Consider the following 20,262-nt stretch of genomic DNA (forward strand, 5'->3'; position numbering starts at 1 on the left):
GATGCCGCTCAAGGTCGGGCGCGCGGCGGAGACGCCGCCCTTCCTCGTGATGGACGTGATCGCCGCGGCCAATGCACGGGCAGCGGCGCTCGCTCCGGGCGACCCGCGGGTGATCCGCATGGAGGTGGGGCAGCCCTCCACCGGCGCGCCAAAGGGCGCGGTCGAGGCGGCGATCGCGGCGATGCGGGAGGGAGGAACGCTCGGCTACACCGAGGCCTTCGGCCTCTCCCCGTTGCGCGAGCGGATCGCCCGTCTGTATACCGAGCGCTACGGTGTGACGGTCGAGCCGCGTCGGATCGCCGTCACGGTCGGCGCCTCCGGAGCCTTCCCGCTCGCCTTCCTCGCCGCCTTCGACCGGGGCGACCGGGTGGCGCTCGCAAGCCCCTTCTACCCCCCGTATGTGAACATCCTCACCGCTCTCGGCCTCGAGCCGGTGATCCTCGAGGCGGGCCCCGAGAGCCGGTTCCAGCCGACGGTTGCGATGCTCGAGCGTCTCGACCCACCACCCGAGGGTCTGATCGTCGCAAGCCCCTGCAACCCGGCAGGGACGATGCTGCATCACGACGAGCTCGCCGCTCTTGCCGCCTGGTGCGAGGCCGCGGGCGTGCGGCTTATTTCGGACGAGATCTACCACGGCCTCACCTATGGGGTGGCGGCGACCACGGCGGCCGGGCTCTCCAGCTCGGCCATCGTCATCAACAGCTTCTCGAAATACTGGTCGATGACCGGCTGGCGCGTCGGCTGGATGGTTCTGCCCGAGGACCTGATCCGCCCCGTCGAGCGGCTCGCGCAGAACCTGTTCATCTCGCCTCCCGGGATTGGCCAGGTCGCAGCCCTCGCGGCGATGGACTGCACGGAGGAGCTCGAGGCCCATGTCGCGCGCTATGCGGCGAACCGCGCGCTCCTGCTTGAGGCGCTGCCGAAGGCGGGGCTCGACCGGCTCGCCCCGGCCGAGGGCGCGTTCTACCTCTATGCCGAGATCGGCCACCTCGCGAACGACAGCGCGGCCTTCTGCGCGCGCATGCTCGACGAGATCGGGGTGGCCGCAACACCTGGGCTGGATTTCGACCGCGCCCGCGGCGCGCGCACCGTGCGCTTCAGCTTCTGCGGTGCGACCGAGGACATGGCAAAGGCAGCGGAGCGTCTTGGGCGCTGGCTCACGCCGTAGCGCCGCGCGGTTGCCGACGCGTCAGGCGAGCGCGAACAGAAGCGCCTTCAGGTAGGCGCTCTCCGGCAGCATCGGGTGCACCGGGTGGTCGGGTCCCGCCCCGCCGCTCCAGAGAAGCCGCGCCTCGCGACGCGCGCGCCACAGCCCCTGGGCGACTGCCTCGGCGAAGGCCCCCGGCTCGATGTGGTGCGAGCACGAGGCGAGGAAGAGGATCCCCCCGCGCGAGACGAGCGAGGCGGCGAGTCGGGCGAGCTTCTGGTAGGCGCGCAAGGCGGCGGGGACGTCCTTGCGCGCCTTGGCGAAGGCGGGGGGGTCGGCCACCACGATGTCGAACCGACGTCCCTCGGCGGCGCGCCGGGCCATACCCTCCATCGCGTCCTCGCGGACGCAGCTGACCCGGTCGGCGAGGCCGTGCGCGCGCGCCGTCGCGGCCGCAAGCGCGAGCGCAGGCTCGGAGCGGTCGAGCAGTGTCACCGCGCTCGCGCCGGCGCGCGCGGCGGCAAGCCCGAAGCCGCCCGTGTGGCAGAAGGCATCGAGCACGGTCGCGCCGGGGGCGAGGGCGGCGACCCGGGCGCGATTCTCCCTCTGGTCGTGGAACCAGCCGGTCTTCTGCCCGGCGAGCAGATCGACCGCAAAGGCGAGCCCTCCCTCCTCAACCCGGGCCGTCGCGTCCGTCCCGTGCAACAGCCGCGTGTGCTGGTCGAGTCCCTCGAGGGCGCGGACGGGGGAGTCGTTGCGCGCCACGATTACCCGAGGAGCGAATAGGTCGGCGAGGGCGGAGACGATCATCGGCGTCGCGCTCTCCATGCCGGCGGTGTTGGCCTGCAGAGCGAAGGCATCGCCATAGCGGTCGATGACGAGGCCGGGAAGCCCGTCGGCTTCGGCATGCACGAGCCGGTGGTGCAGCCCAAGGCCGAGGCGCGCGCGCAAGGCCGCGGCGTCCTCGAGCCGGCGTCGGATCAGGGCCTCGTCGAAGCGCGCGCCCGGGTCGCGGTCGAGCAGCCGTGCCGCGATCAGGCTGCGGGGATTGAAATGCCACACGCCATGCTTGACGCCGTCATCGCCCTCGAGCCGCACCACCGACCCCGCCGGCAGCGCTTTCGCCGCCGGGGTCATGGCGATCTCGTTCGAGAAGGCCCACGGGTGGCCGGCCTTCACCCGCCTGTCCCGGCCAGGCAGGAGACGGATCAGCGGCAGGGTCATGGGGCGCTCCGGACACGTGACGGCGGGGCGGCACCGACTCGCTGGTGCGGCCGCCGCCCGCGAGCCTGCCCCGAGGCCAGCCCTCGCGGAAGGGGCTCAGCGCGCTTGGCGGAGCAGCCCCACGAGCCGCTCGGCTTCGGCCAGCACGGGCCCGATCGGCAGGATGAGCACGACCGGGGTCTCGCGCGGCGGCGCAGCGGTCGCGCCCGCGCGAAGCGAGAGGAGTTCGCTCGCCGAGGGGTTCACCGCCGCCGTCACCAGCCCGACGAGAGCGCCGGAGGCGTCGGTTACCGGGCCACCCGAGAAGCCGAACGCCACCGGCAGGCGCGCGAATAGGGCGGGCCCCCAGGCCTCGTTCCAGGGCCGGGAGACGATGCTGCCATGCACCCGGTCGCCCGAGGGCCCGCGTGCCGAGACGGCCGCGCCGGCGCCCGGCGTGGCCGCGATCGCAGGGTTGGGGCCAAGCGGCTCCGCGGCCACGAGGACGGCGATGTCGAGCCGGCCGCTCACGCCGGCGATCGTTGCCGGCATGATCCGCCCGCCGAGCGAGAGCGCCACCTCTGCTCCACGACGCTCAGCGAGGTCGATCACATGCCGGTTGGTCAGGACGTAGCGGCCGCCGATCGGCGTCGCCGAGCCGAGAAGCCGCGCCGTTGCCGCCTCGACGACCGCGAGAGGGTCGGGAGAGGTTGCCCGTGCCGGGGCCCCGGGCAGGCATGCAATGGCGAGCCATGTCAAGAGAGCAAGCGAGCGGCATGCGACGTGTGTCATGCCGCGATACTGATCGTGGACGATTAACTACCGGTGTCGTGCGTCACCGCCATGGCGTGCAAAATCTGCCCGAGCCGCATTCTGCCGACCCGGCGGTTTCTGCCTACATCCAAAGCAGGCGTCGCAGGCTCATCCCGGCGTCGCCGACCGCCCAGGCGAGCCACGTCGTCTCGCCGACCTCGACCCGCGCCACCCCCTCGGCGCCCGGCCGGAGCGGGGTGTCGCCGTGGCCTTCGGGAAGCAGCGCGATGGCGCGGAACACGTTCCGCCCCTGCACGACCTCGGCCATCGGGCGGACACGCTCGATGGTGATGGGGACGCGCGCTGCCGGATCGGCGGCCGGGGAGAGCCAGCCTCTCTGCCCCGGCCGGACGAGATGCGCCCGCGCCTCGGGCAGCAGGAGCTCGGCCCTGAGATCGTCCGGGGCGGCGATCTCGAACAGGGTCTGGCCCCGTGCGAGCGCTTGGCCGAGGCTGCGGCGCAGGTCGCCCGCGAGCACGGCCCCCGAGGCCGGGGCGCGGATCTGGGCGAGAGCGAGGCGATGCTCGAGGAGCGCGCGCTGCGCCTCGCTCCGGCGTGCCGAGAGCTCGGCGATCATCTCCTGTGCCGGCTGCCCGGCCGCGCGCGCGATCGCCGCCTCGCGCCGGTCGTTCGCCGCCCGCGCCCGCACCGCGGCGAGCTCGAGCTCGAGCTCCCGGGTCGAGAGCCGCGCCAGCACCTCTCCTTCGGAGACGAGGTCTCCCGGCCGGACCGAGGAGGCCTCGAGCACGCCGTCGAACGGCGCCGTCACCACGTGCACGACCGAGGGCTGGGCGACGAAGCTCGCGACCACCTCGTCGGGGCGCGGCGTGACGGCGGCAAGCCCGACCAGAAGCGTGAGCGCGGCCACCGGCCAAAGTCTCGCCAGATGCCGCGCGCGGCGCCGTCGCGCCGCTGAGTTGCGTGTGCCGTCGCCGAGCAGCGCGAGCGCGGGCCGCAACAGCGCCGCCGTTGCTTCGGCCGATGCCGTAGGAGAGTCGCGCCAAAGCACGAGAGCGCAGGCACCAGCGGCACGGTCTGGCACGACGAGGCAGCCGGGTGAGGCAAGGACCTTGGGGAAGGCGCGGGCGGCGGCGGAGGTTCCTGACGCGTCGGGCAGGGCGAGCGTCTCGCCCCGGTCGAGCGCCTCCTCCATCGCGAGAGCGAGCGCCCGGACAAGCTCGGTGCGCGGGTTGACGGCGGGCTGGTCGGAGAGGGCGAGGGCGGCGACGCGACCGCCGCGCACCAGCCCGAGCGCGAGCCGCGTGCCGGAGGGAAGGAGCGCGGCGAGACGCGCCGCCGCGGCGGCGAGGCCAGCCTCCTCGTCCCCCGCCGAGCGCTTGGCGCGCGCGGCTTCGGCTGCCGCCGCTGCCGGCACGAGAGCCGACGAGGCAGCGGCCAATCCCGAAGCTTCGGCGAAGGCGGAGAGCAGCGCGAGACGCTCGCGCGTGAGCGCGCGATCGACCGGCGAGGCGCAGGGGGCGAGAACCACGAGCGCGCTCGCCCCGTCGAGCGGCGCCGCCATCAGCCACGCCCTCGCTCCTGCCTCGCGCGCGACCACGGCACGTGTTTCCAACGCCGCGCGCGCTGCCTGCGCCCAGCCCTCGGGCAACGTCCCTGCCTCGGCCGGGGCGAGCACGGAGAGGCCGGAAGCGGTTGCGCCGATCACCGCTCCCGCCTCCGCCAGGGTAAGGTCGCGCGCGAAGGCGAGCACGAGGCCCGGCCAGTCCGGAGCGAGGCGACGGTCGCGCAGCTCGGCGAGGCGTCGCGCGAGCGCGTCCCCCCCTGGTGTCGCAGTGCCCGGCGCGTTCATCGGCCGAGCGCTCCGAGATCGAGCGCCGCCTCCATCCCGGCGGGCAGGGCGAGATCGGGGTTCGCGATCGTGAACACCGCCCGGAACCGGCCCGAGGCGGCATCCAGAACAGGGTCGACCGAGCGGAGCACCGCCTCGACCGGGCGGTCGACCGGAGCGGCGAGGTCGAGCGTGTAGGTGCCCCCCAACCTGAGCCTCGGCCAGACGCTGGCGGGAAGGAACAGGACCGCCTCGAGCACGGAGAGGTCTGCCACTGTCACCAGCCGGTCGGCGCGGCTGACCGTCGCGCCGGCGACCACGTCAAGGCGCGTGACGATGCCGTCGAAAGGTGCGCGAACGAGGAGCTGTTCCGCGGCGGCGCGCTCGACATCGAGGCGCCGCGCCTCAAGCCTGCGCTTCTCCTCCGCACTCTCCACACCGGCGCGGGCAAGCTCGACGCGCGCGCGCGCCTGGCGCACCTCCCATTCGCCGGCGGCACCCCGTCCGGCTGCCGCGGCGGTGCGCTCGAGCACGGCAGAGGCCTCCGCGAGCGTCACCCGCGCCTGGCGGAGCTCCGCCTCGTTCGCTGCAGCCGCTTCGGCGAGCGCGATCCGCGCCTGCTGGAGCGCGTCGTCGAGGGCGAGCAGGAGATCGCCCTTCCTGACCCTCTCGCCTTCCGCGACGGCGACGTGACGGACCACGCCGTCTACCTGCGGGGCGAGGGCGGCGAGTGCCTGCGGCCGCGTCGGCCCGCGGACGATCTCCTGCGCCTGGGCGGGCAGGGAGAGCAGAACGAGGAGGAGAGCAAGCGCCCTCATGCGCCAAGACGCTGCTGGAACAGGCGCCGCGCCGCGTGCCACGCCTGCTGCGCAAGCGGGGAGGGAGGCAGCGGGATGCGCGCCTCGACGCGCACGCCATGCATCAGGGCGAGGGACGCCTCGGGCGGGTCGGGGCGTAGGCGCAGCTCGAACACCCGCTCGGCCGTGCGCAGCCCCTCCTCCCCCGGCCGGAGAGCGAAGGGACCGCCATTCGGCGCCGCAAGGGCCGGGGAGGGAAGCTCGTCGCGCGCGGCAGGACGCGCGCTCTCGGCCCGGGCGGTGAAGAGCGGCCGGGCCTCGCCCCGGCGCCGCACCGGGATCGCGCGATCGGGCGCCTGCGCGAGCGAGTCGAACACCTCCGGTCCCTGCGCCTGGTCGAGAACGAGGCGGATCACCATCGGCCCCTCACCGACGAGGGCGCCGAGCGGCCGCTGCTCGTCGCGCCTGACCCAGGCTCCACGGAGGCGTTCCGCCCGAAGCGGCTGCCACGCAGCACCCGGCGGTGCCGCGACGATCCACGACGCCATCTCGGCCGCGAGCGTCGCGTCCTGCACCGCGACCGAGGCCAAGCGTTCCTCGGCCGCATCGATCCGCTCAGGGGTCGCGGCACGGGCGCGCCGCGCCTCGATCGCGAGCGCCTCCGCCTCGAGCGCGAGCTGCTCGCGAAGCCTGCGCGTCTCGGCATTGTCGAGCGCAAGCACGATGCCCCCGCCCGCCCCGGCCGGGGCGACGAAGACGAGCTGGCCATCGGCGCGGGGAAAGACGAGCGAGACGGACTCGTTCCAGGCGATGCCGTGGGCGACCGTCCAGTTCGGGACGGGAACGAGCGCGGCGGCCGCGGCGGTCGCGGCGAGGGAGGCGGCGGCGAGGGTGGCGCGCACCGGCCGCTGCGGACCGATTCGGAGCAAGGCGCGCGCACCTGCGACCATCGGCAGCACGAGATAGAGGATCGCGACAACCGCCGCCACCAGGGCGGCGAGCGTCCAGTGCACCCGCGCCGCAAGCCAGAACACGCCCGCGAAGATCACGAAGCGCCAGGCGAGCGAGGCGAGACCGTAGGCCGCAAGCGGCCAATCCCTGGGCTGCGGCCGTGCCGCACCCGTCACGAGCCCGAGGAAGCGGAGCTGCGCCGCCACCGCCCGCGCCTGGAGGTTCGGGATGCCCGCGAGATCGGCGAGCACGTAGTAGCCGTCGAGCCGCACGAGCGGGTTGGCATTGAAGAGCAGGGAGGAGACGGAGGCGATCACCACGAGCTCGGCAAGCCGGTCGCGCAGCGCGCCTTCGGCAAGGAAGGCGGCGAGGCTCGCGGCCGCGGCGGCGACGGTCAGGTCCATCCAGATTCCGGCGAGCCCGACGGCGGCGCGGCGCCAGCGGTCGGCCACGAACCAGATGCCGCTGACATCCACGTAAGGGGCGGGCAGAAGGAACATGAAGGCGAGGCCGAAGGGGAAGCTCTCGATCCCGTGCCCCTCGGCCGCGGCCATCCGCCGTGCGGCGGCGGCATGACCGCACTCGTGCAAAAGCTTGCTGCCGACGAACAGGAGGTACCAGGTGGTGAGGTCGCCGAGCGAGGGGTCGGCCATGCGAGCGATCTGGGAGGCGACCACCTCGCCGCGCCCTGCCCAGAGCAGCGCCGCAACAAGCATCAGGGCCGACGCGGCGATTGCCCCGGCGCGCGTGTAGGGCCAAGCGAGAAGCCCGCCCGCGCGGACGATCACTGGGCCGAGATCGCCCAGCTGCACGCGCGTGATCAGGGCGCTTCGCAGCATCGCAAGGCCCGCGGGGGCTTCAGGCGGCGGTGGCAGCCGAGCGCCCGGGACCACAATCACTCCGGCGGCGGCAAGCCCCGTAAGCCCTTCGCGAAGCGCGGCGTCGTCAGGCTCTCCCGGCCCGGGCGGCGGCAGGGACGCGATCGCCTCCGCGACAGTGGTCCGCCCGTCGAGACGGCACAGCAACGCCCAGCCGCGCGGCGTGGTCCGCAGGTAGCGCCCGGTGGCCGGGTTGAACAGCACCCAAGACGGCGCGCCGCCGAGCACGACCCGTCGCGCGACGATGCCGGGCGACAGCACCGGCCGCGCCGCCTCGATCGGCGTCCTGCCGGGCCTTCCCCTCACGCTGTCCGGTTCCCCCGGCTAGAAGCGGAAATCCACCGTCCGTCCGTCCTGGCCCGTGCACCGGCCCGAGCCGCCGCCGTCGAAGCCGCGTGCCGGGTTCAAGAGGCGAAAGGCGCAGGCGAGGGTGGTCGTGCCGTCGGTGATCTCGCCTGCGAGCTCGGTGTCGGTCACGAACGGCGTCGGCGCGGTGCCGCCGGCGGCGAGCGGCACGAGCACCGGACGCTCGGCGCGCGCGAGGCGACCGGTGAGAAGCTGCCCGTCGGCGCCGACGAGCTCCATCCGGTGGCCGGCGCCATCGGCTGTCATGCGGGCGGTGGCCACACGGGGGGCCTGGCCGGCGCGCAGACTGTCGGCTCCGTCGAGAAGCACTGGCCGGTTCGCCGGGCCGGCGCAGGCGGCAAGCAGGGCGAGGGTGAGGGCTGCAAGGATCGGTCGTGTCATGGTGTCCGTCCGTTCCGTGGAGCAGGTTGCGGCGAGCGGCCTTCTGCCGCGGAGCTGCGCTGCAGGACGTAGCTCGGCCCGCGGGCAGCGTCGTCGATCTTGCGCACGTCGAGGTTCTCGAGGCTCGTGAAGGTGCCCTGGACGCGGGCGAGCACGAGGAAGGCGAGGGTGAACCCGACCTGGGCGGCGGCCACGCGCTCCTCGGCTTCGGCGAGCCGCTCCTGCGCCTGCAAGAGAAGGTCGAGCGCGGTCGCGCCGGCAAGTCCGCTGCCGACCCCCTGTCGGAAGCGCTCGGTCTGGATGTTCACCTCCGTCTGTGCCGCGCGCATCGCGAGGGCCCGCGCCGCCACCTCCCGGAAGGCGACATTGTACTCGTTCAGCGTCACCTCGCTTTCGGCGACGATGGTGGCGAGCGTCGCCCGGCCCTGGCTCTCCACCTGCCGCGTCTCGAGCCGGCGCCGTTCGAGCCGCGCGGCGAGGTCGTCAGACTGAAGCGGCACCTCAAGGCGCAGTCCGATGGTGCCGCCCGGACGCTGGAGATTGTTGTAGCGGTCGAACGCCTCGCCGAACTGGTAGCGGCCGAGCCCGCGGCCGCCCTGCGTTCCCTCGAGCACTATATCAAGCCGCGGCAGCGCCTCCACCTGCGCCTGGCCCTCGCGCAGCACAGCGGCGCGATGCTGCAGGTAGAGCTGGTGAACCTCAGGGCGGAGCGCGATCGCCCGCTCGAGCACGGTGGCAAGCCCGATCGGCTCGTAGCGGTCGAGCGGCGTATCGGAGGGCATGAGTTCGGTGATGCCCTGCTGACCGAAGCGCGGATCGTTGACGAGGCCGCGTAGCCTCACCTCGGCGTTACGCACGCCCGCGCGTGCCCGTAGCACCTCCGCCTCCCGCGTGGCCAGCGCGGTACGGGCGCGGTTGAGCAGCAGCCCATCGGCATCGATCCCCCGACGTGCCTCAAGCTGGGCGACAATCGGACGTACCTGCGCGACCAGGCGCTCCTTCACGAGCAGGGTCACGCGCGCGAGATGGAGCGTCCAGTAGGCGCGGGCGACCTCGAGCAGGTGGTTCTCCGCCTGGCGGCGGAACTCGCTCTGCGCCACCCGCGCATCGACCCGCGCCACCTCGTGGATCGAGCGCACATAAGCTGTGCCTGAGTCGCGCAACAGCGGCTGGACGATGGTGATGAAGCTTTGCGCGACCGTCTGCCGCTGCGGGACGAAGTCGACCGAGTTCGTCGAGAAGTTCAGGAAGCGCTGGCCCATCGTGACTTCGCCGCCGGTGATCAGGCGCTGGCGCAGGCCGAACTCGGTCGCCACTTCGTTGCGCAGAAGGCGCTCGGAGCCGAGCGTGTTGGCGAGGCTCCGGGTCGGGTCGTTCACCTGGCCGATGCGGCCTTCTGCGAAGCCGCGCGGCACGTAGCGGCCGGCCACCTCCGCCTCCTGCAGATCGCGGATGGCGGGGAGGTCGCCGAACACGCGCAGCTGCGCCGAATAGAGGATGGCGCTGTCGTACATATAGGCGAGGCTGACCGGGATCGCCCGCCCGCCCGGCTCGATCGGGCGCACAACCGCCTGCTGCCACCAGGGGCGGAGGCTTCGCACCGCAGCCTGCTCGGCCGCGGTCGGCGTCGGAAGCGGCGGCGGGCGCACCCCGGCACGCTCGAGCTCCTCCCTGAGATCGTTTCGATATCGAGCGGTGATCTGGTCGACATTGGCGATCGCGTTGTCGAACCGGTCCGAGAACCAGCCCTGGGCGTGGGCCTGTGCGGGCAACGCGGCGGCGAGCAGGATCGGCAACAGGCGAAGCATGGTCATTGTGCGCGCGGGGCTCCGACTCAAGTGCATGCGCGAGTATGCATCAGTTGAGGCGGCCGCTGGGCACCGTGGAGTTGGCGAGGAACTCCATCGCGAACTTGTTCAGAGCGAGGCCGAAGGGGCGGCTCACGCCCGGCATCGCGGTCGCAAGCGCCGCGATGCCACCCGGGCTCGCCTCGCCGAGCGCATCGACTGGGCCGGTCGCGAATGTGGAGGAGCCGCCGGTGCCCGCGAAGTAGAGGCGGGTGTTGTCGGCCCCGTCTGCTTCGGCGTCGAGCCGGGTCGCAAGCCCCTGCTGGGGGGTGAGCGACAGGGCGGCGGCGGCGGCGGTGGTGGACGGGGGCGGCGGCTCCCGCGTAACCGAGGGCAGATCGGCATTGACGTTCCGGATCGGCCCGCCCGCCACCGGCATCGAGGCGCGCAGCGTCTCAGTGTTCTCCTTCGGCGCCGGTGCGGTCTCGAGGCCCGGCATCGCGACGAGCCAGTTGCCGCCGAGATCGGCATGACGCGTCTCCTGCGCGACGATCGCTCCGGTGGCGTCACGCACCACGAAGCTGATCGCCGCTCCAGGCGTTGCCGTTCCGGAATAGACAGGCGGCGGAGCGGAGCGGGGAGGCGGCGTCGCCTCCGACAGGAACCGCTCAAGCGCATCGAGCCCGCCGAACAGGGGACCGCCGAGAAAAAAGCTGTTGAGGACCACCGCGGCCGTGTCGCTGCCGGCGAAGGGGCGGACGAAACCTGCCGGGCCGCCCGGAGCCGAGGCGGCGTCGAACCCGCCCGTGTTCTGCACCACGCCTTGCGGCGGTGACGCCACCGGGATCGCCTGGAACGTCACGACCATGCTCTGGCCGAGCGGCAGAACGGGCGCGGTGACGCGCACCGCCGTGTCGCCCGCTCCGTTGCCGCTCTCGATCGTGCCGAAGCTCGTCGTGACGCTGCCCGAAACCAGCGCGAGGGAGGTGCCGGCGAGCGTGTCGCCGAGCGCAACACCGTAAGCCGGCGCTGTCGAGCCGGGGCCATGCGCAAGCACGAGCGTGTAGGTGACCGGCTCGCCGAGGAGAGCGAAGGGGCGGTCGGCCGACTTTTCGATCGTGAGCAGGGGGGCGACCACCTCAGCACCGGCAGAGGCGCCCGCGACAAGGGTCCCGCCGGGGTTGCCCGGGGCGGTCGGCGCCGTCACGGTCAGCGCGGCGTCGTTCGCAAGCAGCGTGCCTGACTGGTTCGATGGCACATCCGCCACCCGCGCCGTGATCTCGATCGTGATCGTGTCGTCGCTCGGATCGTTGTTGCCGGCAGCGACGATCGTGCCGAGATCGAAACTCACGCTCTGGCCCGCGATCACCCCAGGTGTTCCGACGAGCCCCGGTGGCAGCCCGGCGCCGACGGCGGTGATCACGGCCGTCTCGGGAACGAGGCCGAGGGGAAGCGTATCCGTGATGACGACGCGCTGCGTTCCCTCGCCGAGGGTCGCGACGATCCGATAGGTCGCGACCTCGCCGATCGCGAGGTCGGGCCGGTCCGGGTCGAAGAGATCGGAGCCCGTCTCGGGAAGCGAGGTGGCGACGATCGTCTTCTCGAGCGCGATCGGGAAGGCGCCGACCAAGGTCGCGCTCGCACTGTCGCCGCCGGGGCGGCCGATCGGCCCGGGAGACGATGCGTAGCTGACGGTCGCGTTGTTGGTGACGATCTGTCCGGGCTCGATCGACTCGCCGAACCGCGCCTGGAATGTCACGATCACGGCAGGATCGGTCGGCAGGAGCACGGGGATGTCGATTCGGATCGTGTCGCCGATCACCGTCGCCGTGCCGAGGGTGGTCGCGAGGCTTCCGGGCTCGACCACGAGCGGGAAGGGGAGCGTGTCGGTCACGACGATGTCGAAGGCAGGGCCACTTCCCGAAGGCGTGATCGTGACCGTGAAGGTGAAGAGATCGCCCGCATCGCCCGCAGGCCGGTCGACCGTCTTGCCGATCGCGAGCGCGGGCTCGACGACCAGCACGGCGACGCGATCCTCCTCCCGCCCCGTCTCGCCGCGGATCGCGTAATCGAGGCGCGCGTCGTTGGCGAGGATCGCGCCATCCCTCACCGCGGGGATGTCCGCCACCTCGGCGACGATCCGCACCGTCACCTGGTCCTCGGCGCCGATGGCGGGGCCGGAGGCGTTCACCACGGTGCCGAACTCGAAGCGCACCGCCTGACCGGCGATCGTGCCCGAGTCGCCCGGCGCGAGCGCACCCCCCGTGATCCCGGAGCCGACCGAGACGACCGTCGCCGCGAGCGGCACGAGCCCGGGCGGAAGGAGATCGGAGATCACGAGATCGCCGACCGTCCCCTGCGGCAAGGTGGCGACGAGCTCGTAGGTGATCCGTTCCCCGACCGTGACGGAATCAGCTGCCGTCTCGGCGATCGAGGTCGAGACGATCGTCTTGGCGAAGCCGGGCGCGAGCGGCACGGCGGCGGTGTCGGTGACCGACCCCGGCTGGCCGCCGGGCCCTGGGCTCGTGTCGAACGCGGCCGTCGCGGTGTTCAGCACGGTGGCGCCCGTGGGCGCTGTGGCCGCCACCCGGGCCGCGAAGGTGACCGTCACGACCTCCCCGACCGCGAGCTCATCGACCGAGACCGCGACGCTTGTGTCACCCGGATCATTTCCCGTAACCACCGTTCCGGCCGATGTGGTGACCGTCCCGGGCACGAGCGAGAGCGCCTCATCCGCAAGCGTGTCGGCGATCACGAGGTCGTAGGCCGGAGCGGTCGAGCCGGGGGCGTGCCGAAGCGTCAGCGTGTAGGTGATCGTCTCGCCGGGCCGCGCAAAGCCGCCCGGATCGCTCTTCTCGAGCACGAGCGCGGGCGCGACCACATCGGCCACGACCCGCGCGGTGTCGATCTCCGTTCCGCCAGGGCGGCCGGGATCGGTCGGCGAGGAAACGGTCGCCGTGCCCGCATTGGCGAGCACGGTTCCCGGCAGGGTCGAGGGGGTGTCGGCGACGCGCGCGACGATCTCAACCGCCACCGTTCCGTCGCCCGGGTCGTTGTTGCCGCTGTTGACCACAACGCCGAAATCGAAGCGCACCTCCTGGCCAGAGACCGTCGGCACGACGCCCGCAAGAGCGGGCGGCAGGCCGGAGCCGACCGAGACAACGCGCCCCTCCTCGAACACGAGGCCCTCGGGGAGCGTGTCGGTGATCACGAGGCGCTGCGTGCCTTCCGAAAGGGTCGCGGTCAGACGGTAGGTCACCGTGCCGCCGATCGCGAGGTCAGGATTTTCGGGGTCGAACGCGCCGCTGCCGAGCTCGGGGCTCGTCGCAACGATCGCCTTCGTCAGCGTCACCGGCATCAGCACCGTGACGGTCGCGGTCGTTGCGCCCGCGACGCTGCGAACGTCCTCGCCCGCGAGCGCCGGCGGCGCGCTAAGCGCAGCGAATCGCGCATCGTTGACGAGCGCCTCACCCGGCTCGACCGTGTCGTCGAGCCGCGCGCGATAGGTGACGACGACCCGGGTGTCGTCGGTGGGCGTCAGCGACGTGTCGGTGGGAAGCAACGGGTCGTCGCCGAGCGCGATCCGGATCGTCGTGTCGCCAGGTGTGTTGCCGGTCATGACCGTGCCGCGATCGGCCGTCACGCTTCCGGCAGCGAGCGTCATCCCGGCCGGCAGAAGGTCTGAGAGCACGAGGTCGTAGGCCGGGGCCGTCGATCCCAAAACGTTCACCACCGTGAGCCGGTACTCGATCTCGTCCCCGGCATCGCCCGTCGGCACCGAGGGCTCCTTGAAAATCCGGAGGGTCGGCTCGACCACGTCGACGACGGCCCGGTCGGTCCGCACGATCCGAACCGACGGATCGGATGGCGCGCCGACCTGCACCTCGCCGTCGTTGCGCAGCGCGCGCCCGGCGACATTGTCGGGGATGTCGGTGACGCGCGCGCGGATGACCACCGCCACCTGGTCACGCGAATCGGTGACGTTGTCGCCCGGGTTCACCACGGTGCCGAAGTCGAAGGTGACGGTGTTGTCAGCGACCGTGCCGGCATCGCCGACCGAGAGAGCGCTTCCCGAGATGTTGGCCCCGATCGCGTCGACTCGCGCCTCGAGCACGCGGAGATTGGCAAGCGCGGGCGAGCCTGCGCCGGGGAGAAGGTCGCGCAGGACGAGCGTCTGCGTGCCTTCGGCGAGGGTGGCGACGATCCGGTAGGTGATGGTCTCACCGATCGCGACATCCGGCGCGAGCGGATCGAAGAACGCGAAGCCCGTCTCGGCGAGGGAGGTAACGACGACCGCCTTCGAAATCGAGGGCTCCATCGCCACGACGATCCGCGCCGTGTCGGAGGCGGCGTAGTCGCGCTGGAATGAGGGGGCGGACCGGTAGGCGACGTCGACTCGGTTGTCGATCGCCTGCTGCGGCGCGACACTGTCGCGCAGAACGGCATCGAAGCGTATGGTGACGGGGCTCGCGCCGGGCAGAAGCGTCGGCAGGTCGACCACGACGGTCGCGTCGCCGGCTCCATTGCCGGTCACAATCGTTCCGGCCGTGGTCGTCACCGTGCCCGGCACGAGCGCCATGTCGGGCGGAAGGAGATCGGTCAGTCGCACGCCGTAGGCCGGGCCGGTCATCCCCGGCGCTGGCGCGACGACGACGGTGTAGGTGGTGCGGTCGCCCGCATCGCCGCTCGTTCGGCTCGAGGACTTGTCGATCACGAGCTCAGGCTCGACCACGTCGAGCGCAGCCGTAGCCGGTGCCTGCGGCACCATGTCAAGGAAGCTCTGCGCGGTGTTGACGAGCACGCGGCCCGAGACGTTGGCGGGGTCGTTCACCACGCGCCCCGTGACGAGCACGACGATCTGGTCGTTCTCGTCGACCACGTTGTCGGACGCGTTGGTCACCGTTCCGAAGGCGATCGAAAGCCGGTCCGGCCTGCCGTCCCCGTTGCTGTCGACCACCGTCGCGGTCTCGGTGCCAGGGACGAAGCTGAGATTGGTCGTCGCCCGCAGCGGCAGGATCTCGTAGCTTAGATACTCCATCACGCCGGGGCCGGCGGGCATCTGGTCGACGAGGCTAAGCAGGATGTTGGTCGCCTCCGGCAGGGTGAGGACGAGCCGGAACACCACCGTCTCGCCGATCGCGACGTCCGGCCTGCCCGGCGCGAACTGGCTCGTTCCCGTCTCGGGAAGCGAGGTCGCGAACACCTCCTTCTCAAGCGCGGGCACGCCGATTCGCACCCTCTCGGCATCCGCCCCTCTGACCACCACCTCGCCTGCGCGGAGGCCGGGATACGTGTCGCCCTGGAAACTTGCGACGTTGTCCACTCGCGACCCGGCGATGACCGACTCGTCGATCCGCGCCTGGTAGGTCACGGTCAGCGTCTCGCCAGCGACCAGCCGATCGATGCCAATCCGGATCGTCGCGTCACCCGAGCCATTGCCCTCAAGAATCGTCGCCGGCACGCCTGAGACCGCCACCGTTCCCGGCACAAGGATCAGATCCGGGTCCTCTAACAGGTCGGACAGGACGAGGTCATAGGCCGGACCGGCGAAGGCGACGTTCAGGTTCCGCAAGCGAACCGTGTAGGTGACGATGTCGCCACCGTCTGCCTCGAGACGGTCCGCCACCTTCTCGATCGAAAGACGCGGAACCACCGTCTCGACCCTCGCCTGCGCGCTGATGGTCCGATCGGTGCCCTCGGAGCGATAGACGAGCTCGCCGCGATTGGTCAGCACCGCACCCGCCGGCGCGCCAAGGTCGCCGCGAAGCCGCGCCGTGACCTCAAACACGATCGTGTCGTTTGCGTTCGACACGCCGTCGGGGCGGTTGAACACGTCCCCGAGCGTGAAGGTGACGGTGTCGTTGAACGGATCGGCGTTTCGGTTGCTCAACGCACCGGCGGCTCCAACCACCGCCCCGGGAGCGGTGAGGTTGGCGCCGACCGAGACGATCGAGGCCGAGCGCACCTCGAGGGGGGGGAGCGTATTCGGCAGAAGGTCAACCAGCCGCGCGTTCAGGGTCGTGCCCTCTGCGAACCGAGCGGTGAGCCGGAAGGTCACCTCCTCGCCATAGGCGAGATCCTGAAGCGACGGGTTGCCCTGGCTCGTTCCGGTGTCGGCGAGGCTCGTGGAGAACACGGTCTTGGAGAGCGTCGGTCCCGCGATCCGAACAGTCGCGGTGCTCTGGTCCTCGTGGACGCGCTGGCCCGGAACGTTCCCCGGGGCGCTGTCACCTTGCGCGATCGCGGTGTTGAGCACCGTGCTGCCGCTTTCGACCGTGTCGCTGATCCTTCCCCGGTAGGTCACGGAGAGCGTCTCGCCCGGCTTCAGGTCGGGGAGGAAGACGCGAATGCTCTGATCGGTCTGGCCGTTGCCGAGCAGGATCGAGGCGCGCGCGGCAGCCGTGCCGCCGAGCGTGACCGAGCCTCCGACGAGGCTGAGATCGGGGTCGTCGAAGAGGTCGCGGATGGTGAGGTCGAACACCGGCGCCGCTGCGGGACCGACCGGATTGGTGACGAGGAGCGTGTAGGTGATGAGGTCGCCGCCGTCGGCAGTGGTCCGGTTCGCCGTCTTGGTGAGCTCGAGGCTTGGCTCGGCGATCGTCACGCTCTCCGTGTCGGCGATGCTGCGCGTCACCCCTGCCGCGTCAGTGAAGGTGGCTGAGGCGGTGTTGACCAGAACGTCACCGCGGCTGTTCTGCGGCACATCAAGCACGGCGGCGCGCACCTCGAACACGATCCGGTCGCGCGCATCGACCACGTTGTCGGCGAGGTTGATCGTATCGCCGAGCGGGAGGGTGATCGGCCCGGTCTGCGGCACGCCGACCGGCGGGGCGGAGCCGGTGAAGGAGATGGTCGAGCCGAGGGAGACCAGCGTCCAGTCGCGCAAGGTGAGCACGCCGGGTGTGGTCGGCAGGATGTCGGCGAGCACGAGGTCGCGGGTGAGCCCCTCGCGCAGCGACAGCGTGACGCGGAAGAGAGCCTCCTCGCCGATCAGAACGAAGGGGTCGGCGCTTTCGGGAAGCGAGGTCGAGACCAGAACCTTCTCGATGATCGGGTCGCCGGTGACAACAGTCGCGTGGTCGAAACGGTCAGCAGGCAACAGGTTCACCGCGAAGTCATCGCCGCCTTCGACAGCGGCGTAGCGTGCGATCTCGGCGGTGTTGGTGAGCACGAGCCCGGTCGCCTGAGCGGCATCGGCCACGCGCAGGTCGTAGGTGATGAGCGCGAGGTTGCGGCCGGTCGGTGCCGTCGGCGGGGAACCGGGTTCGCCCTCGGTAGTGAAGCGTGCGAGTGCGCCGCCCGGGTCGGTCGGGTCGAGATCGGTGGGGTCGAGGAGTTCGATGCCGCCACCCGGATCGAACAGCCCGCCGCCGCGCAGAACGAACGGGATCGCGACACCGTCGCCGCGCGTGACGGTGAGGTTCAGCCCGCCCGGAGGGATCTCGAAGCCCGCAGACAGCGTGTCGCGGATCAGGATGTCGTGCGCGCCGCGGATGCCGCGGCCGGTGTTCTCGACCACAATCGCGAAGCGCACGAGATCGCCCGCATCGACACCTGCGAGGTCGCTGTCGATCGGGACCTCCGCGAGCATCGCCGAGGTGATCGTTCCGGAGAAGGGTGCACCCGCGCTGCCCGGCGGGGCGAAGGGCACGGGACCTGTGGCCGCCGGGTCGAAGGAGAGAGGGAAGACGCTCTGCCCCGTCGCGACGCCGATCACCCCCTTTGTGACGTTCAGCGCCGGCTGCGTGAGCACGAGCTGGGCGATGGCGTTGCCCGTCGCCACTGCACCGGCCGTGTTGGCCTCGCGCGAGGTGACGAGATTGGTCAGGAACAAGTTGTCACCGAAGGGGCGGCCCTCGACCGGCAGGCGGAACAGGATGTCGACCTTCAGCGTCTGCGGCACCTCCATGTGGAAACTGCCGAAGTCGAAGGTGACGCTGTTCGACGCGGGATCGAGCACGAGCGTCGGCGCGCCGGCGTAGCCGACGGGGTTTGCGAGGTCGAAGGTCTCATCCGGGTGCCACCAGGCGGTTCCCGGGGGCGGCAGGGTGGCGGGATTGGTTCCGTCGTCGCGGAGGTCGAGGAAGGTGAGGGGGCCGAAATCGCCCACGACGCGAAAGATCGGCAGCGGCAGGAAGTCGGTGAGGGTGAAGTCGTTCGCCGAGCCGGTCGGCAGGGTGTATTGGAGCCGGAACGTGATCGTGTCGGTGTTCGTGACAGGTGGGGTGGGTGATGCCGGGCGCTCGCCGTTGACGAGGTAGATGCTCTTCGCAAGGCCGAAGCCGCGCGCAAGCGCGGTCCCGGCTGCGCCGGCGTCGGTCACCGTGCCGCCGCTTCCCGGGATCGTCCCGGCGATCTCGGCGGTGTTGCCGAGCCTGTCTCCCTGGAGCAGCGGGCGGCCATCGGCGTAGTAGCGCGCGACCGTGCTGTCGAAGGTCACCGCAAGCGTGGTCGGCCCTGCGGGCGCGCCGACGCGGCCGCCCGAGAGCTCGGGGTCGAGGCCGCGGAAAGCGAGCTCGTCTGCGATTCGAAACGACACCGAGGTCGTTCCATCCGCATTCCCGATGATCGTGACGTTCGAGGGGTCGAAGGCGCCGGAATGGATCACCACGCCGCCTTCGCGCACGACCAGCGACGGGCTTGTCGGGTCGACGCTCTGGCCGTCCGACAGCGTGTCGGAGAGCACGAGGTCGGCGAAGGAGAAGTAGTCGCTGACCTGGGCCGAAAGCGTCCAGCGCAGCGTGTCGAACGGCTCGGGCGCCCCGCCGCCCACCACCGACACGCTTTTCTGCACCGCAAGCGCGCGGGCGATGAACACGTTTTCCGGGCCGGGCGGATCGACCGTGACGGTGGCGATGGGGTCGCGCGGATCGAGCGGCGTCCAGGTCGCGGTTGCGGAAAGCTCGTTCGCGAGCGGCCGCGGCGCGCCTGTGGCCGGGTCGAGCACGGGTGTGCCCGGAGCGCCTGGTTCGAGGAACTCGCCGACATGGAACGTGACGCGGACCGTCACGTCCGGCCCGGGCGCGCCGAGCACAGGGTCAGCGAAGCGAACGATCAGGTCGTTCGTATCCGGATCGAAATCGATGCTTCCCGCCGGGCCGGAGGTGATGGTCGCACCCGTGACGACGATGCCGTCCGGGAGCCGGTCGGTCAGCACGAGATCGGTGAGCGTCTGGCCGGCGGCGATGTCGAGTGAGAGCGTGTAGGCGCGCGGGAAGTTCGGGCCGGTGGCCGTCTCCCCGTCCGGTCCATCAAAGGACTTCGAGAGGCTGAGCAGGGTCGGGGTAAGTGTTGTGCTTGCCACAGGACCGAGCAGAGGCGGGTCGGCGGCCGGGTTGTTCAGCGCATCGCGCCCCAAAGCGAACCCGGCAACGGCGGTGATCGGCAGGGCGACGCCCGCATCCGCCAAGCTCGACACCTCGAGCCGAACGCTGATCTGCTGCGCCGTCTGGTCGGGCGTGAAGGAACCGAAGGGAAGCTGGAGCACGACGAGCTCGTCGCCCGGGCCGAGCCCGTAATCGGCCGCGCGCACGACGCGGAGCTCTCCGGTCGCGTCACGCGCGAAGGGGTGCACCGCCTCGCCATTGACGTCGAACTCGAGAACGGTCGCGGCAACCGGGCTGCCGAGATAGGTCGCGGAGAGGAAACGGATCCCGTCGTTCTCGAACGGCGCGTCGCTTCCCGGGCCCGCGCCGTCGGCGCCGTTCTTCGGCAGAACGAGGTCGATATAGGGCGCGTAGCCGACGTCGCTTCCGGGCGAGGCATCGGGCTGGTTGTCGAAGGTCAACGTGAGCGTGGCGGTGCCGCCGAGCGTCACCTCCGCCGGGCCGCTGATCGCGACCACCGGCTGGGCGGCGAGCATGATGCGCTCCTCAAGCACCTCGAAGGCCGGAACGGTGCAGGGAGGTCTGCTGAACGGCCACCAGCGCATGCCGAGAAACAAGCCGCGGGCCCTGCGTGACGCAACAGATTTTTTTACGACTTCTTAAGGATTGCGTGAGGTCGCGACCGGGGAAGCAGGCGGAGACCCGTGCGGGCGGCGCGCGTCACCTCCCTCGACGTTTCGGCTGCCGCGGAGGCGCTTTTCCCGGCGCATGCCATCGGCGTCATCGCCCGAGGCACCGCGATGGGGAGTGCAGGGGACGCGCCC

Annotated in this window: 9 protein-coding genes; 1 reads left to right on the forward strand and 8 read right to left on the reverse strand. The window is 71.5% G+C overall.

Annotated features, from left to right (window positions below):
• Position 1: 1 nt before the first annotated feature.
• Positions 2–1,168: a pyridoxal phosphate-dependent aminotransferase gene (locus KO353_RS10030; RefSeq protein ID WP_218284533.1), complete on the forward strand. Its 1,167-nt coding sequence runs from the start codon at positions 2–4 to the stop codon at positions 1,166–1,168.
• A gap of 21 nt (positions 1,169–1,189) precedes the next feature.
• On the opposite strand, the gene KO353_RS10035 is transcribed toward KO353_RS10030, so the two are convergent.
• The 8 genes from KO353_RS10035 to KO353_RS10070 form a co-directional block, all read right to left on the reverse strand.
• Entirely contained in the window at positions 1,190–2,371 is a 1,182-nt protein-coding gene (locus KO353_RS10035; RefSeq protein WP_218284534.1) for a class I SAM-dependent rRNA methyltransferase, read from the reverse strand.
• 96 nt (positions 2,372–2,467) lie between these two features.
• The gene (locus KO353_RS10040; RefSeq protein ID WP_218284535.1) at positions 2,468–3,142 is read right to left on the reverse strand and encodes a S1 family peptidase; all 675 of its coding nucleotides are present in this window, start codon (positions 3,140–3,142) and stop codon (positions 2,468–2,470) included.
• Positions 3,143–3,245: 103 nt separating this feature from the next.
• Positions 3,246–4,973 (reverse strand): HlyD family efflux transporter periplasmic adaptor subunit, encoded by a 1,728-nt coding sequence (locus KO353_RS10045; protein ID WP_218284536.1) that lies wholly within the window; start codon positions 4,971–4,973, stop codon positions 3,246–3,248.
• Positions 4,970–5,770 (reverse strand): efflux RND transporter periplasmic adaptor subunit, encoded by an 801-nt coding sequence (locus tag KO353_RS10050; RefSeq protein WP_218284537.1) that lies wholly within the window; start codon positions 5,768–5,770, stop codon positions 4,970–4,972. The genes KO353_RS10045 and KO353_RS10050 overlap by 4 nt, the downstream gene beginning before the upstream one ends.
• Positions 5,767–7,884 carry a hypothetical protein gene (locus KO353_RS10055; protein WP_218284538.1) on the reverse strand — a complete coding sequence of 706 codons (2,118 nt, stop codon included), beginning with the start codon at positions 7,882–7,884 and terminating at the stop codon, positions 5,767–5,769. Before KO353_RS10055 ends, KO353_RS10050 begins: the two co-directional genes overlap by 4 nt.
• An 18-nt stretch (positions 7,885–7,902) precedes the next feature.
• Complete coding sequence (locus KO353_RS10060; RefSeq protein WP_218284539.1) at positions 7,903–8,325, reverse strand: hypothetical protein; 423 nt, start codon at positions 8,323–8,325, stop codon at positions 7,903–7,905.
• Positions 8,322–10,139 carry a TolC family protein gene (locus tag KO353_RS10065; RefSeq protein ID WP_218284540.1) on the reverse strand — a complete coding sequence of 606 codons (1,818 nt, stop codon included), beginning with the start codon at positions 10,137–10,139 and terminating at the stop codon, positions 8,322–8,324. Before KO353_RS10065 ends, KO353_RS10060 begins: the two co-directional genes overlap by 4 nt.
• A gap of 43 nt (positions 10,140–10,182) precedes the next feature.
• Positions 10,183–20,043, reverse strand: a complete 9,861-nt coding sequence (locus KO353_RS10070) for a DUF11 domain-containing protein (RefSeq protein WP_218284541.1) — start codon at positions 20,041–20,043, stop codon at positions 10,183–10,185.
• Positions 20,044–20,262 lie beyond the last annotated feature (219 nt).

Origin of the sequence: Elioraea tepida (genome assembly GCF_019203965.1) — a bacterium.
GTDB classification, from domain to species: domain Bacteria; phylum Pseudomonadota; class Alphaproteobacteria; order Acetobacterales; family Acetobacteraceae; genus Elioraea_A; species Elioraea_A tepida.